Origin of the sequence: Waltera acetigignens (assembly GCF_025567015.1) — a bacterium.
GTDB classification, from domain to species: domain Bacteria; phylum Bacillota; class Clostridia; order Lachnospirales; family Lachnospiraceae; genus Acetatifactor; species Acetatifactor acetigignens.
Genome location: NZ_JAOQJO010000004.1, coordinates 151,112 through 166,748, shown reverse-complemented (window position 1 = coordinate 166,748; position 15,637 = coordinate 151,112). Strand labels below are relative to the sequence as shown.

At 45.4% G+C, this 15,637-nt stretch carries 15 protein-coding genes; all 15 read left to right on the top strand.

Translation table 11 applies throughout. The features are described 5' to 3' along the window. The first annotated feature begins 104 nt into the window (after positions 1 to 104). The 15 genes from flgM (at position 105) to OCV96_RS06270 (ending at position 15,554) form a co-directional block, all read left to right on the top strand. Positions 105 to 380 carry a flagellar biosynthesis anti-sigma factor FlgM gene (flgM, locus tag OCV96_RS06340; protein ID WP_022312249.1) on the top strand — a complete coding sequence of 92 codons (276 nt, stop codon included), beginning with the start codon at positions 105 to 107 and terminating at the stop codon, positions 378 to 380. A 4-nt stretch (positions 381 to 384) separates the two neighbouring features. Further along, the gene (locus OCV96_RS06335; protein ID WP_022312250.1) at positions 385 to 903 is read left to right on the top strand and encodes a flagellar protein FlgN; all 519 of its coding nucleotides are present in this window, start codon (positions 385 to 387) and stop codon (positions 901 to 903) included. Between the two features lie 49 nt (positions 904 to 952). Beyond that, on the top strand, positions 953 to 2,692 hold the full coding sequence (gene flgK, locus OCV96_RS06330) for a flagellar hook-associated protein FlgK (protein ID WP_262593867.1): 1,740 nt from the start codon (positions 953 to 955) through the stop codon (positions 2,690 to 2,692). Between the two features lie 24 nt (positions 2,693 to 2,716). After that, a complete protein-coding gene (gene flgK / locus OCV96_RS06325; protein ID WP_262593866.1) occupies positions 2,717 to 4,636 on the top strand; it encodes a flagellar hook-associated protein FlgK in 1,920 nt (639 codons plus the stop codon). A 206-nt stretch (positions 4,637 to 4,842) separates the two neighbouring features. Continuing rightward, positions 4,843 to 6,414 (top strand): flagellar hook-associated protein FlgL, encoded by a 1,572-nt coding sequence (flgL, locus tag OCV96_RS06320; protein WP_262593865.1) that lies wholly within the window; start codon positions 4,843 to 4,845, stop codon positions 6,412 to 6,414. A 32-nt stretch (positions 6,415 to 6,446) separates the two neighbouring features. Then, complete coding sequence (fliW, locus tag OCV96_RS06315) at positions 6,447 to 6,905, top strand: flagellar assembly protein FliW (RefSeq protein ID WP_022313086.1); 459 nt, start codon at positions 6,447 to 6,449, stop codon at positions 6,903 to 6,905. A gap of 1 nt (position 6,906) precedes the next feature. Further along, entirely contained in the window at positions 6,907 to 7,125 is a 219-nt protein-coding gene (csrA, locus tag OCV96_RS06310) for a carbon storage regulator CsrA (protein WP_117464631.1), read from the top strand. Positions 7,126 to 7,466: 341 nt separating this feature from the next. Further along, entirely contained in the window at positions 7,467 to 8,390 is a 924-nt protein-coding gene (locus tag OCV96_RS06305) for an RpnC/YadD family protein (protein WP_022313087.1), read from the top strand. Between the two features lie 148 nt (positions 8,391 to 8,538). Continuing rightward, positions 8,539 to 8,991 (top strand): flagellar protein FlaG, encoded by a 453-nt coding sequence (locus tag OCV96_RS06300; protein ID WP_262593864.1) that lies wholly within the window; start codon positions 8,539 to 8,541, stop codon positions 8,989 to 8,991. 12 nt (positions 8,992 to 9,003) lie between these two features. Further along, positions 9,004 to 10,557 carry a flagellar filament capping protein FliD gene (fliD, locus tag OCV96_RS06295; RefSeq protein WP_262593863.1) on the top strand — a complete coding sequence of 518 codons (1,554 nt, stop codon included), beginning with the start codon at positions 9,004 to 9,006 and terminating at the stop codon, positions 10,555 to 10,557. Between the two features lies 1 nt (position 10,558). Further along, entirely contained in the window at positions 10,559 to 10,945 is a 387-nt protein-coding gene (gene fliS, locus OCV96_RS06290; protein WP_178049957.1) for a flagellar export chaperone FliS, read from the top strand. Further along, positions 10,945 to 11,418: a flagellar protein FliT gene (locus OCV96_RS06285; RefSeq protein ID WP_262593861.1), complete on the top strand. Its 474-nt coding sequence runs from the start codon at positions 10,945 to 10,947 to the stop codon at positions 11,416 to 11,418. The genes fliS and OCV96_RS06285 overlap by 1 nt, the downstream gene beginning before the upstream one ends. Positions 11,419 to 11,550: 132 nt before the next feature. Then, positions 11,551 to 12,774 (top strand): ATP-binding protein, encoded by a 1,224-nt coding sequence (locus tag OCV96_RS06280; RefSeq protein WP_262593860.1) that lies wholly within the window; start codon positions 11,551 to 11,553, stop codon positions 12,772 to 12,774. 524 nt (positions 12,775 to 13,298) lie between these two features. Beyond that, complete coding sequence (locus OCV96_RS06275; protein WP_262593859.1) at positions 13,299 to 13,823, top strand: hypothetical protein; 525 nt, start codon at positions 13,299 to 13,301, stop codon at positions 13,821 to 13,823. A 297-nt stretch (positions 13,824 to 14,120) separates the two neighbouring features. Continuing rightward, a complete protein-coding gene (locus OCV96_RS06270) occupies positions 14,121 to 15,554 on the top strand; it encodes a flagellin N-terminal helical domain-containing protein (RefSeq protein WP_262593858.1) in 1,434 nt (477 codons plus the stop codon). Positions 15,555 to 15,637: the final 83 nt, after the last annotated feature.

Sequence of the window (15,637 nt, the reverse complement as noted above, 5' to 3'; positions counted from 1 at the left end):
GCGGTCCGGATCGTTACTTTTTTTCCATGAGGGCTAAAGTAATTGCAAATCCGTCCGATACATATTGTGAAACATCAAAAGACATTCGGGAAGGAGGAGTCGACATGCGTATTGAAGCGTATACACAGGTACAGCAGCTGTATCAGTCACAGAAGGTCAGCAGAACTCAGAAGACTCAGACAGCGTCACACACGGACAGACTGCAGATCAGCAGCCAGGGCAAGGATTTCCAGACCGCTAAGGCAGCAGTGGCAGCAGCACCTGACATCAGGGAAGAGTTAACGGCTCCCATTAAAGCAAGAATCCAGAACGGTACTTATGGAGTGGATAATGCAAGCTTTGCGGAGAAGCTGCTTCAAAAGCAGGAAGAAATGAGGTAGTTCCTTGGCTAGTTTAATGGAAAACCTGATAGATGTACTGGACAGAGAGAGTACGGAGTACGAAGCTCTGCTTCAGCTATCACAGCGCAAGACACCGATTATTGCAGGTGGTGATCTTGCAGAGTTACAAAAGATCACGGACGAGGAGCAGGAGCTGGTCAGCAGGATCCACAATCTGGACAAGCAGAGAGCGGGAGTGACTGCGGACATAGCCGATGTATTGAACAGGGATGTTAACGACTTGAAATTGCCGAATCTGATCACTATGTTATCTGCACGGCCTGCGGAACAGCAGGCACTGGCGGATTCCCACGACAGATTACAGGCAGCGGTCCGGGGACTGAAGCGCGTGAACGAGCAGAACAGTGAACTGTTAAACAGCGCGCTGGAGATGGTGGAATTCGAGATGAATCTCCTCCAGGCATCCAAGGCTGCACCCGAGACAGCGAATTACAACCGGGGAGCTTACAATGCAGGCAATACCATGGGGGTCATTGACCATGGATTCGATGCCAAGCAGTAAGACCGGATCCCGGGGATCTGAGGATCCCCTGATACAGAGGTGAAAGTTTATGCCATTAATGGGTAGTTTATATATAGGTTCGTCCGGATTACAGACAAGTCAGAATGCGCTGAATACCACAGCGCATAATCTTTCTAATGTGGACACCACCGGCTATACCAGACAACAGGTACAGCAGTCTAACAGAGCTTATGTCACATTATCGACAGACCCTAAGTCTATTTCCAACAAACAGACAGGTCTGGGTGTCACATATTCCCGCGTAAAACAGGTCAGAGATTATTTCCTGGACAAGACATACCGCAAGGAATCCGGACGTAGTATGTTCTATGAAGTGTCCACAGAAGTCATGGAAGAGGTAGAGAGCCAGCTGGGAGAATTGAACGGCGAGGCATTCCAGACCACCATGACAGACTTCTGGACCGCTATTCAGGAGCTTTCCAAGGATCCCAGCAGTTCTGTAACACAGGGCATGCTGGTGCAGAGAGCGGCGGAATTCGTACAGAGAGCCGGAGCAGTATACAGCGGATTGAGCTCCTACCAGAACAACCTGAACACACAGATTAAGCAGAATGTAGATAAAATCAATAAATACGGCAACCAGTTATTAACGCTGAACGATCAGATCCGTGCCATTGAGAGTGGCGGCATTGAACATGCCAACGACCTGAGAGACGCGAGAAATCAGATTCTGGATGAACTGGCAGAGCTGACCAACATGACCTTTTCCGAAGATCGATACGGCAGTGTATCCGTACAGATCGAGGGCGTGGATTTCGTAAAGGACGGAACCTGTTATGAGATCGCTCTGAAGACGGATGAAGCCACCGGCTTCTACACTCCGTTCTGGCCGCAGGATGCCACCTACACCGTCAGAGCTGACGGCACCAGAGATTATAATATTGACGGCGCAGAGGTATTTGATCTCTCCGTGGAGATTTCTTCCGACCTGAACACAGATATCGGCGGCCTGAAGGCAATGCTTCTGGCCAGAGGTGATCACAGAGCCAATTATACAGATCTGGCGGAAGGAAAATACGACAGTGTCTCCCAGTCCGTTGTCATGAATATTCAGGGTGAGTTCGACCAGATGATCCACAATGTGGTGACGAAGGTGAACGATATTCTGGCGAAGGCTGCAGGAGTACAGACCGGAGATCTGGAGTTGGCAGACGGTACTAAATTAGAAAATGCCCGTTACTGCACGGTAGACCCGGACGGTTACATGCGCATGGAGGATGGCAGCCCCATCCAGCTGTTCACCAAGGTTACAACGGATGGGTATGAGAAAGTAAGTGTGAAGGAAGCGGACGGATCACTTAAGGACTACTGGGTCATGAAGAAAGAAGATCCGGACAGCCCTGAGAGCCTGTATACCATCGGCAATCTTCAGGTAAATCCGGCGCTGACGAAGGAGCCTTCCAAGCTTGGATTCCGTTTGGCAGACGGTTCCGAGGATAAGGAGACCGCAGATGCTTTGAAAGCGGCATTTACCGAGGAAGCCTACACGCTGAATCCTAATGTACAGAAAAAGACTACTTTTGTAGATTATTATACCGACCTGGTATCGCAGGTATCCAATTCCGGCTATGTATTCCGGAGTATTTATGAGAATCAGGTCAGCACCGTGGAAGCTACACAGAGCGCCAGAGAACAGGTTATCGGTGTATCCACGGACGAGGAACTGTCCAATATGATCAAGTTCCAGAACGCATACAACGCATCCAGCCGTTATATCAACGTGATCAGTGAAATGTTGGAACACATTCTTTCCACGCTGGGTGTGTAATGTGTAAGAAATAGGAGGTAAGTTATGCCCTCACAGTTTTTTGGATTAAATATTGCATATACGGGACTTCTGGCCAGTAATGCTGCCATGAATACCACTTCCAATAATATCGCCAATGTACAGACGGAAGGCTACAGCAGACAGCAGGTAACACAGCAGGCATCCAATGCCCTGCGTGTATTCCAGACCTACGGCTGTGCCGGTGCCGGTGTAGAGACACTGGCCATTGAGCGTATCCGGGATGAATTCTATGACGGAAGATTCTGGGATAACAATGCACAGCTGGGCGAATACGATATGAAGCAGTATTACATGCAGCAGCTGGAGACGTATTTTGATGATGACGGCAAGAGTACCGGATTCAAGACTATCTTCGATCAGCTGATGATCACCGGTATGCAGGCTCTTTTAAAAGATCCCAACAGTGCCACAGCCAAATCCCAGTTCGTAGGCTATGCCGGAGCTTTGACAGAGTATTTCAACGGTATGGCGGGCAATCTGGAAAAAGTACAGAAGGATATCAACCAAGAGATCAAACTGAAGGTGGATCAGATCAATTCCCTTGCCGGTGAGATCGCCTCCCTGAATAAACAGATCAACACCATTGAACTGGCTGGAACAAAGGCCAATGAGCTGCGTGACCGCAGAACCCTGCTGATCGATGAATTATCCAAGATCGTGGATGTGGAAGTCAAGGAGACTCCGATCATCGATGCCAACAACGAGAACCGTGAGACTGGAGCCAACAGATACATGGTCAAGATCGCCGGAGGCCAGATGCTGGTAGACGGCAGTGATTACAACGGTCTCGAATGTGTGGCAAGAACCTCCTATGAGAAAGTAAACCAGACCGATATCGACGGTCTCTATGAAGTCTACTGGGCGGACGGGCAGAAGTTCAACCTGTACAATGCATCCATGGGCGGTGATCTGGCGGGACTGATCCAGATGCGTGACGGTAACAACGGCGAGAATTTCACCGGACAGGTGACCGCCACCGGCACGACGACCACGGCAGACGGCAAGACCCACGATACCGTAACCGTAAAAGTAACCAAGGCTTATCTGCAGGACCTGAATAAATGTAATCTGTCGGATCAGGGCGGTATCATCGATCTGGGCAATCAGGAATTCTATTATGATTCCTGGGAATATACCTGCGAATATGATGCGAACGGCAACGCCACTTATACGTATACTTTTACCTTATCGGACAGTGAGAAGAATCCCCGGGGAATTACCAATGACCGTGTAGGGAAAAAGGCAGAGATCGGTACCGACCTGTCCTATCAGGGCATCCCTTATTACATGAACCAGATGAATGAGTGGATCCGTACCTTCTCTCAGAAATTCAACGATATTCTCACCTCCGGCTACAGCGGAAACGGAGATCCCGGCGTGAAGATGTTCACCGGCAATAAGGCAACCAGCAGTGAGCAGTTTCTGTTGGATGATGCAGCCAAGAGATATGACAAGCAGGAGAAGAAAAACAGTAAAGTTACGGTAAAAGTCAACGATGACAGCTACTATCGTCTGACAGCGAAGAATTTCGATATTCTGGATGCCATGGAGCAGGATCCCAGCCTGATGGCAAACCGAAAAAATGCATCTGACGGCGTGGAACAGAATGACCTGTTGAACGATCTGAAGAATCTGGCTACGGATAAGAGCAAGATGAGCTTCCGCGGATGTAATGCTTCCGAATTTTTACAGTGTATCTTATCGGATGTGGCATTGAATGCTTCCAGAGCCAATACCTTCTATGCAAGCTTTAAAGACATTTCCAATACCATCGACAACCAGAGAATCTCCATCTCCGGTGTGGATGAGGATGAAGAAGCTGTGAATCTGGTAAAATACCAGAATGGATATAACCTGGCTTCCAAGATGATCCAGACACTGACGGAGATTTATGACAGACTGATTCTGGAGACCGGAGTCTAAACTAGAAAGGAGGCAGCTATTCGGATTCCCACATATGTTCGCAAAAACGCACGTATCCGTGCTTTCTCGCTGCTACGCAGCTAATTTTGCTCACGTGTGTGGTGACTCTATTCGAGTCACCATTCGAATCAGAAAACTGTTACTTATATGCAAGCATAACGTACCAGTTATTCTGATTTTTAGAATCCTGAATAGTTACGGAGAAAATGAGAATTACGAACAAGATCATGCAGCGTAATAATCTGTCCAATATCAATACGAACAAAGTATATCAGGATAAGCTGAGCACCCAGATGTCTACCCAGAAGAAGGTCAGCCGTCCTTCCGATGATCCTGTGGTATCCATTCGTGCCCTGCGTTTACGCAGCAATGTGACCGAGGTGACGCAGTATTACAGCAAGAACATTCCGGATGCGGAGAGCTGGCTGGACGTAACCGAGGATGCACTGAAGAACCTGACAGAGATCATCACGAATATGATCAGACAGTGCACCAAGGCATCTAACGGAGATCTGAAATCCGCGGACCGCCAGATCATTCTGGAGCAGCTGAAGGCACTGGGAGATGAAGTGTACAGCACCGGCGATGCAGACTATGCGGGCCGTTATGTGTTTACCGGATATCGTACCGATACTTCTCTGAGTTTTGATAAAGAATACAATACGAAATATGAGATCACCGAGCAGCTGGACAACAGCTCCATCACACAGCTGACAAAGGTGAATACCGGAAAACTGCTGGATATTACGGCGAATAACTATAATGATCAGAATCAGGACTACAAGGATATTACGGAAAATTCAGTCAGCTCCATAGATGTGTATCGTATCCGGCTGGCTTATGATGACTGCAGAGATGTGGATGCGAAACCTTCGATTTCTTTCTGGGAGAAAGATGCAAACGGTGCCTATAAAAAGGATATGACGACATGGGATTCCAAGATGTTCCAGACGGTCTCCTCTACCGCGGATCCTTATTCTATGGCAGCAAAGGATGATGATGCACTGATCTATGTACCGGATACCGGTGAGGTCCTGCTTGGTAAGAACCGTTATGAAAAGCTGATGTCCTGCAAGGACGATCCGTCCACTTCTGGCAAGAACGAAGGCGAGATCCGTGTGACCTACCAGAAGGATCATTGGGTCAAAGGTGATCTGAGACCTGAGCATTATTTTGCATGTACCAGTACGGATGCGGATCAGAAAGTAACGAAATATAATCAGGAATACCTCAAGGGTGATGCGGCAAAACAGGTCATCGAATATGATGTAGGCTTCAACCAGACCATTCAGGTGAATTCCACTGCAGATGAGTGCTTCCAGCACGGTATCGGACGTACGGTGGACGATCTGGTACAGGCCATGCAGGATGTAGTGGATCTGGAGAATGTGAAGACCAAGATCGAGGGACTGCAGGAGACTGCTACCGGTACGGATGCAGAGACCCTGACGAAGCAGATGGAAGCAGTAGAAAAAGCACTGACTCTGGCCAAGGACAAATGCCAGAAGATGTTCGAAAGCGGCATTACTACGTTCCAGGGATATCTGGATGATGCCAACCTGTGCGTTACCAACTGCGGTACCAGAAGCAGCAAACTGGAACTGATCGATAACCGCATGAAGAGCCAGAAGACCACCTTTGAGACCTTAAAGAGTGAAAACGAGGATATCGATGTTACCGAGACCGCCATTGATCTGAAGAGTGCGGAAATGACCTATGAAGCGGCACTGATGGCTACCGGTAAAGTAATGCAGACCACACTGTTGAATTTCATCTAGAACAACAGGTTACGGAAAGGCGTAGGTATTTTATGAAGATCAATACAAAATTTTTTGGAGAAGTTGAGATTGCGGATGACAAGATCATCACTTTTGACAAAGGTATTATCGGATTCCCGGAACTGAAGCATTTTACCATGCTCCACGATGAGGAGAAGGGCAGCAACGTAGGAATCCGCTATTTACAGTCTCTGGAAGAACCCGGATTCGCCATGCCGGTCATGGATCCGCTGCTGGTCAACCCTCAGTATGATCCGGAAGTGGATGACGAACTGCTCACTAGTGTAGGCAATCTGACTCCTGAGAACATTCTGGTCATGGTTACTGTGACGGTGCCTGCTGACCTGACGAAGATGACGGTGAACCTGCAGGGTCCCTTTGTGATCAACGTGGAAGAACGCAAGGCCTGCCAGATCATCCTTGAGGGAGATAAATACCCGGTAAAATATCCGGTATACGACATCCTGAAATCCGGAAAGGCGGGTGAGTAAGATGCTGGCATTGTCCCGTAAGAAGAACGAAGCAATCGTCATCAACAACGATATCGAGATCACCGTTCTGGAGGTCAAAGGTGATCAGGTCAAGATCGGCATCACCGCACCCAAGGAAGTGCCCATCTACCGCAAGGAAGTCTACCTCCAGATCCAGGAGGCCAACAAGGCCGCTGTGGATGCCGAAGGTATGGCAGCACTGAAGAACCTGTTGGGGTAAAAATAAATAAAAATAGGAAACGAAAGAGGCTCCGGATGCATAAATCCGGAGCTTTTATCCATTGTTGAAAAATAAGGGCACATTTTCCTGAAACTGCAAATATACGCATTGATACACCTTCGGAAAAAAGAACTTGAAAAGACGATAGGGTTATGCTATAGTTACAACATCTAAAGAATTCTTTATGACAATTTCTGACAATATCTTTTGTGTGTATTTCGGGCTTTTCGCCAAGAATTCAAACAAAATGACAAAACATAAGCAGGCGGAAAGGGAAATAGTGCATGGAACGGTTTCAGTTTTCCTGCTTAGGTAAGTTTAGTGTGCTTAAGGGAGAAAAAATGAGGGAAAACAGAGAGAAAAATGACCTTGTTACAAAGAATTTCGAGACATTTCCAGATGTTGCTGCAGACATTATTAATGCGTTGCTGCATAATGGAAAGCTTGTTGTGACCAAAGAAAATCTGTTGCCGGCACCGACGGAAAGTATTTATACGAGCGGAGAAAACAGGCTGCGAAACCAGTTACAGGATGTGGTGAAATACGAGATGGCAGGGGAACGGATCAGGGCACAATATATGATTGCCAACCAGACAACCACGGATGCTAAAATCGTATTGCGTAAGGCTGGTTATACTGGAGGGGGATACAGGGAGCAGTATGAAGGAAAAACAATAGATACCTTCCCTATTATAGAAATGATACTATACTGGGGAAGGGAGCATTGGGAGAAACAACCGGGAATCCATGAATTATGCTGTGGAAAAGTGCCGGAAGAACTTCGAAAATATGTGGATGATATCAAGGTACATATCTGGGAAATGCGTTACCTGCCCCAAGAGGTGCGGGAGAGATTTCATAGCGATATGAGAATTGTGCTGGATTATCTGGCAGAGGGCAATAATCTTCGTTCCGACCAGAAGGTGATACACAAAGCGGCATTGATCAGAATGATCAATGTATTATCCGGTGAAGAGGATTCCACAACAGAATCTGCTATTTTAAAGGAAATGAATATCAGAGAGGAGGATGAGATCACTATGTGTGAATTATTTGAGCAATATATAAGGATGGGAAAGCGCGAAGGGAGACAAGAAGGAAGACAAGAAGGAAGACAAGAAGAACGGCAGAGTGGTATTAAGGCATTGATCATAACATGCATTGAATTGGGGGCGGATTATAATACTACGGCTGAGAAAGTAAAGACTCGATTTCAACTGTCAGAAGAAAGCGTTACAGAGAATATGAACCTGTATTGGAATTAGAAAATAGAAAAATAGGAAATTAGGCATAGGAGGTGCAAATTTTTGCATCTTCTATTAATTTTTCGGGAGAATTTACCGATACAGTCCTTAGAGAAGCAAGGTCGTGCGCCCACGGAAGGCGCCTGTTTATCACACGGAGGTGACCATTATGACCATAGAACCGATTTCCAGTGTCATGACAGTGCAGGCACAGAATACAGCCGCTGCCAGGAACACTGCGACAAAAGTAACTACAGAGGAGAATCCCTCAGAATACAATCCTGCCAATGTAAAAGCAGCAGATAAACTTGACCAGACCACCGCAGTTGTTGAAAATGCGCAGAGCAAGGATCAGAATAATACTTCTGCCGATGCTAATAGCGAACAGCAACAGCAGGTGACCAACGAGCAGATCAAGAAAGCAGTAGAGAAGCTGAATAAGAACATGATGTCCCATTCAGAAGCTGTTTTCGGTATTCATGAGGCGACAAACCGCATAACGATCAAAATCATAGACAAGGATACCAAGAAAGTCATCAAAGAGCTTCCACCTGAGAAGACTTTGGACATGATCGCCAAAGTATGGGAGATGGCAGGCATCCTGGTGGATGAGAAGAGATAGGAGGATAACGATATGGCATCATCAACAATGAGATTATCCGGACTGATCTCCGGAATGGACACAGAGAGCATTATCCAGCAACTGGTGTCTGCGAAGCAGACCAAGGTGGACGATGCGAAAAAGGCACAGACCAAACAGGAATGGAAGCAGACCGCATGGAAAGAGCTGAATACCAAGATTAAAAATCTGCAGTCCAAGTTTGTTAATAATATGCGTTTTGAATCCGCATATAGCAAGAGAGTGACCAAAGTATCCGACAGCAATGCAGTCAGTGTCATCACCGGTGATGGCGCAATGACCGGTGTACAGAACCTCAAGGTATCACAGCTGGCCAAGACCGCCTATATGACCGGCGGCAAGCTGACCTTGAAGGATAATGTCACTGCGGATACCAAGCTGAATGCATTGACAAGATTGTCTGATCTGGGGATCAAGGGCAGTGATGGCAGCACCGTGGCCGGCATTACCACCGGAGACGATACAACGCTTAAAATCCAGAGTGGTGATACAAGCGTAGACCTGAATATTACCAAAGATACCACGATCTCTGATGTACTGTCCAAATTGAAGGAAGCCGGACTGAATGCAAACTTCGATACCACCCAGCAGAGATTCTATATCAGTGCAAAGGACTCCGGCGATGCCGGTAATTTCTCTATTACGGCAACCGGAACCGGTGCCGATGACCTGCTGAAGGGGCTGGGTATTACAGATGCCAACTATATCAAAGGGCAGGATTCTGTGATCACACTGAACAACACAGAGTATACCAGCAACTCCAATGTATTTTCCATCAATGGTCTGACCATTACAGCACTGAAAGAGACCGGAGCAGATGAAGAGATCACCCTGACCACACAGGATGACGTAGATGGTATCTACGATATGATCAAGAGCTTCCTGAAGGAATATAATACCCTGATCAACGAGATGGACAAGCTTTATAATGCGGATTCCGCCAGAGGATATGAGCCTCTGACCGACGATGAGAAGGATGCCATGTCCGATACCGAAGTAGAGAAGTATGAGACCAAGATTAAGGATGCCCTGCTCCGCAGAGACAGCAATCTGTCTACCGTAAGCTCTGCCTTAAAAGAAATCATGGCAGGCAGTGTGGAAGTAAACGGCAAGAACATGTATCTCAGCGATTTCGGTATTGAGACTTTGAGCTACTTTACCGCAGCGGAGAATGAGAAGAATGCCTACCACATTGATGGAGATGCAGATGACTCCAGCACCTCCGGTAATGCAGACAAGCTTAAGAGTATGATCAGCAGTGATCCCGATACGGTCGTAAGCTTTTTCTCTGGAATGTTCAAGAATTTATATACTAAAATGAGCGATCTCTCCAAGTCTGTAGAAGGTTATCGTACCTACGGTAATTTTTATGATGACAAAAAGATGAAATCGGATTATGATGATTATACAAGCAAGATCAAAGACTTGGAAGATAAGCTGAACGATTATGAAGACAAGTGGTATTCCAAGTTCTCCAAAATGGAGACGGCACTGGCAAAGCTGCAGAGCAATTCCAGCGCGGTGACCAGCTTGTTAGGAGGATCATGATATGGCATTACCCGGTGCTTATGCACAGTATAATAACAGCAAGGTTCTGACGGCTTCTCCGGCAGAACTGACATTGATGCTCTATGACGGAGCTATCAAGTTCTGCAATATTGCAGAGATGGCTGTGGAGAAATCCGATGTACCCAAGGCACATGAAAATATCCGCAAGGTGCAGAATATCATTGGATATCTGCATTCCACGCTGGACATGAAATACGAAGTCTCCAAGGACTTTGACAACATCTACACTTATCTTGAGAGACGTCTGGTAGAAGCCAATGTCAAAAAAGATAAGGAAATCCTCGAAGAGATCAATACCCACCTGCACGCTATCCGTGACAACTGGAAAGAAGTCATGAAGGCGGGAGCAAAGAAAGGAAATGACTGATGGAGAATCAGCTTACCATTTTGTCAGAGAGCCTGGACAAGAAGCTGGAAGTATTGCAGAAGATCCGGGAATATAACAAACGTCAGGAAGAGATCTTTTCCGCGGAAGAGGTGGATATGAGCCTGTTCGACGATGCTGTGGAGGAAAAACAGCGGCTTATTGATGAGGTGGTTCATCTGGATGAAGGCTTTGAAATCATGTATGAGAAGCTGGCAAGGGAACTGGAAGGCAACAGAGAACGCTACGCAGCACAGATCCGGGAACTTCAGAAGAAGGTCAACAGGGTGACAGAACTCAGTGTGACTGTACAGGCTCAGGAGGCCCGGAACAAAAAGCTGATCGAGAGCTATTTTGCGAAGGAACGTGCCGGAATTGGACAGAGACGGAAAAACGCCAAAAGTGCTTATGACTATTACAAGAGCATGAGCGGAGCAGGATACGTAGCACCGCAGATGTACGACAATAAAAAGTAAATACAACAGATGAAGGGGAGCTGACAGAGATATCGGCTTCCCTTTTTTATGACGGAATCAATGTGAAAGAATAAAAATGTGGTTTCGGCTAAAATACAATCAGAGTATAGATTAGCCGAAAGAGGGACTTTTATGAGTTATATCAAAAGAAATCTGGAGAATGTAGTAAGACAGGTAACCAGGGAATATCCGGTACTCCTGGTAACGGGACCGAAACAGGTAGGAAAGACGACAATGCTCCAAAAACTGATGGAGGGAACGGAGCGGGGATATGTAACACTGGATGATTTAAACGAAAGAAATATTGCAAAGACCGATCCGGAACTGTTTCTGCAACTGCATAAACCACCTGTATTGATTGATGAGGTTCAATATGCACCGGAACTGTTTACTTATATCAAGATAAATGCAGATAAAAACCATGAGCCGGGAGCATTTTGGCTTACGGGATCACAGGTGTTCAAATTGATGCAGGGAGTACAGGAGTCACTGGCAGGAAGAGTGGCAGTACTTTCACTTACATCCCTGTCACAGGCAGAGATATCCGGAGGAACGATGAAACCGTTTACGGTAGATCTGGAGGATTTAAACGAGAGGCAGAAAGAGAGAGAGCAAGCTGATACAAGAGAGATCTTTGAACGGATTTATCAAGGCTCCATGCCTGCGATCGTAAGCGGTATTAACAGTAACAGTCAGCTTTTTTACAGCAGTTATCTGTCTACTTATATTGAGCGGGATGTAAGAGAATTATCGGATGCCATAGATTCGCTTAAGTTCCTTCGGTTTATTACTGCGGTGGCAGCAAGATGTGGGCAGATGGTTAATGCAGCAGAGATTGCCAGAGATGCAGATATCAACCAGACGCAGGCGAAGGATTGGCTGACAATTCTGGAAACGCTGGGTATTATTTTTTATCTTCATCCGTATTCTAATAATTTGTTGAAGCGCCTTGTGAAAACGCCCAAACTGTATTTCTACGATACGGGTCTGGTGTGTTACCTGACGAAATGGAGCAGTGCGGAAACGTTAGAATGCGGTGCCATGAACGGGGCCATTTTGGAAAATTACGTGGTCGCGGAAATTCGGAAAACCTACCTGAATTGTGGAAAAGAGCCGTATTTGTACTATTATCGTGATAAAGATGCCAAGGAGATTGATATTATCCTGGAACATGATGGAATATTGAATCCGATTGAGATTAAGAAAACTGCAAATCCCGGAACAGAGCTGGTAAAGGTATTTGGATTACTCGACAAGGCATCAACGCCTCGTGCGAAGGGCGCAGTTATCTGCATGAAACCGGGACTTAGTGCGATTGACAGAGACAATTATATCGTACCAGTCTGGATAATCTAAAATACAGTCCCTGCCTGAATATCAGACAGGGACCTATAATTTCAAAAATGTTTTTGCGCATACGCCTTTGTCCCTAAATTTCCCTTACAAATTTCCACTTGTACAAGATGAATATTTGAAACAGCAAGAAATTCTTAGATCCCCGTTGTAGCATGAAATAAGCCGGAGATGTAAAAATTTCAAGAGTAACTTCCGCTTGAGAATTTGCCGAAGTAACTTCAGCTTTAGGGATAGATCGACCGGAATTTACTTTGGCAATTGAGGGGATTAATGCCCAGGCAGGACAATCCATGCTGACCCAGGCCAATCAGAGTAGTCAGAGCGTACTGCACAAATTATGATTGATTTATCGGTAACAATATGCTATTGTAAATTCACAGAATATCAATTCTGGCAGACAGACCAAATCTTAATTCAAATCAAAAAATTTTTAGGTGTATCACCATTGATTTCACTGGATGAGAAGGTAATAGAATGATAAAAATACTTTCTGATTGGAAAGAGTAATACTGAAAGGAAAACATATGAGTGAAGTAAAAGTAGTAAGAGATGAACAAGGTAATGCTATTGTTATAATACCGGATATTATATTTTGGAATAAACAGGACATTGACTGGGATGCAGTAAAAGAATACTTAAAGAAATACCTTGGTGAAATAATTGAGAATAAACAAACGAAAGAAAAAATAGAAATAGGAACTAAATTCGCAGATGAGTATACGGGCTCAAAGTATTCAGAACATATAAGGGGAGCGCGGGCAAAAGCCAAGGCAAATGCAGCACAAGGAATCCGAGAACTGGTAGAATCAGCTGCCAATAAAATACATAGTGAAAATAAGAAGAGTAAACATAAGAAAGACGCAAAAGGTGGCTGGAACTATTATACGGTCAGATTTGCGCTACCAGTTTATGATAACAATAGAAAGACAGAAGAATATAATGTTTACAAGGGGAGGCTGGTAGTAAATAGGACACAAGACGGAAAATTGTATTTATATGATTTGGTGGAAATAAAAAAGGAAGCAAGTACCCCACTCAAGAATACATAGTAAACAAGTGGTAAAAAACTGCTTCCTTTTTATATAATATATCTTAGCAAAATAAAAAAGTCAACATTTTTTGCAAAAAGGGGTTAAGTTTCTAAAATCCTCTCCGATATACTTAACAAGTAAAGCAAATAAAACAATTGCTTACCTAACCATTCTTCTGAATTAAAGGTTTCGCACGCCCAAGAGACGGAAGACAATGGCGATGAAAGTGACAGGATGTGCGAACTTGAAGCTGACATTGCCAAAGCAAATAACGGAGCGCAGGGAAGCGCTCGTCAATTCAAGGAGGAATATATTATGGTAGTACAACACAATCTTACCGCTATGAACTCTAACAGAATGTTAGGTTTGACTCAGAGCTCTCAGGCAAAGTCAACTGAGAAGCTGTCTTCCGGTTACAAGATCAACCGTGCAGCAGATGATGCAGCAGGATTATCCATCAGTGAGAAAATGAGAAAGCAGATCAGAGGACTGACACAGGCTTCCGCTAACGCAGAAGACGGTATCTCCACTGTACAGACCGCTGAAGGTGCACTGAACGAAGTTCAGGACATGTTGCAGAGAATGAACGAGCTGGCTGTTAAGGCTTCCAACGGAACCAATTCCGAGAATGATAGAACTTACATCCAGAACGAAATCGATCAGCTGACCACTGAAATTGATCGTGTTGCTGAGACAACCAAGTTCAACGAGACCTACCTGCTGAAGGGTGACAAGGATGCTGTTAAGGGTTACAGCTATTCTTATGGTAAGGCTACAGCCGCAGCAGCTACATTTGACGGACAAAAGAATATAACTTCTACAGGATCTAACACTGGTTCTAAGATTACCGTAACTGCAGCAGCTCCTGCAGATGATAAAGCGGCAGCAGCTCAGAATGAATTACTGAAAACTTTGCAGAAGAGTGGCGCAAGAGTGACTATCGCAGCAGGATTAACAGGCGGTAATGTTGCAATTGCTATTGATGGCTACGATGTTGACAAAGATGGTAAAGTATCTAAGGATGGCGTTGACACGGGCATCACTCTGACAGCTTCTGCCGGAAACGATAATACCAATGGTACCGTTGCACTGTCCGATACTTTGACTTTGGATTCCAAGGCTGTAAATAAGGCTGCTACAGGAACACATGCTGCATACTATGACAAGGATGGCAACAAGCTTTCTGAGAATGCATTGAGCAATTATTTTACAAGCACTACAGCTACTAATGGAACTATTACCACGACCCAGCTGAAGGACAAGACTTTATATGATGAGTTTGGTAATGTGGCAAAAGTAGATCCTGCTAAAAATATTCAGACCGCTCAGGATCAGGTTGGAAGCTTGAAACTTTCCCTGCATGTTGGTGCCGATGCTACTTCCAACAATAAGATTGAACTGAATCTGGATGCAATGTCCGCTAAGGGTCTTGGTGTAAACGGCTTAAGAGTAGACGGAGCTACGTCTACCAATGCAGATAATGCTGTCGAGACCATTAAGGAAGCTATCCAGAAGGTATCTACTCAGAGATCTGCTCTCGGTGCTGTTCAGAACAGATTGGAGCACACCATCAGCAACCTGGATAACGTTGTAGAGAACACCACAAGTGCTGAATCTGCTATCCGTGATACAGATATGGCTACTGAGATGGTTAAGTACTCCAACAACAACATCCTGTCTCAGGCAGGTCAGGCAATGTTGGCTCAGGCTAACCAGTCCAACCAGGGCGTACTGTCTCTGTTACAGTAATCAAATAGTTAGAGCATCTAACATAGCAATAGGAAGAGGGCTCGGCTTTGCAGCCGGGCTCTTTTCTCTATGTAAAATGTAAA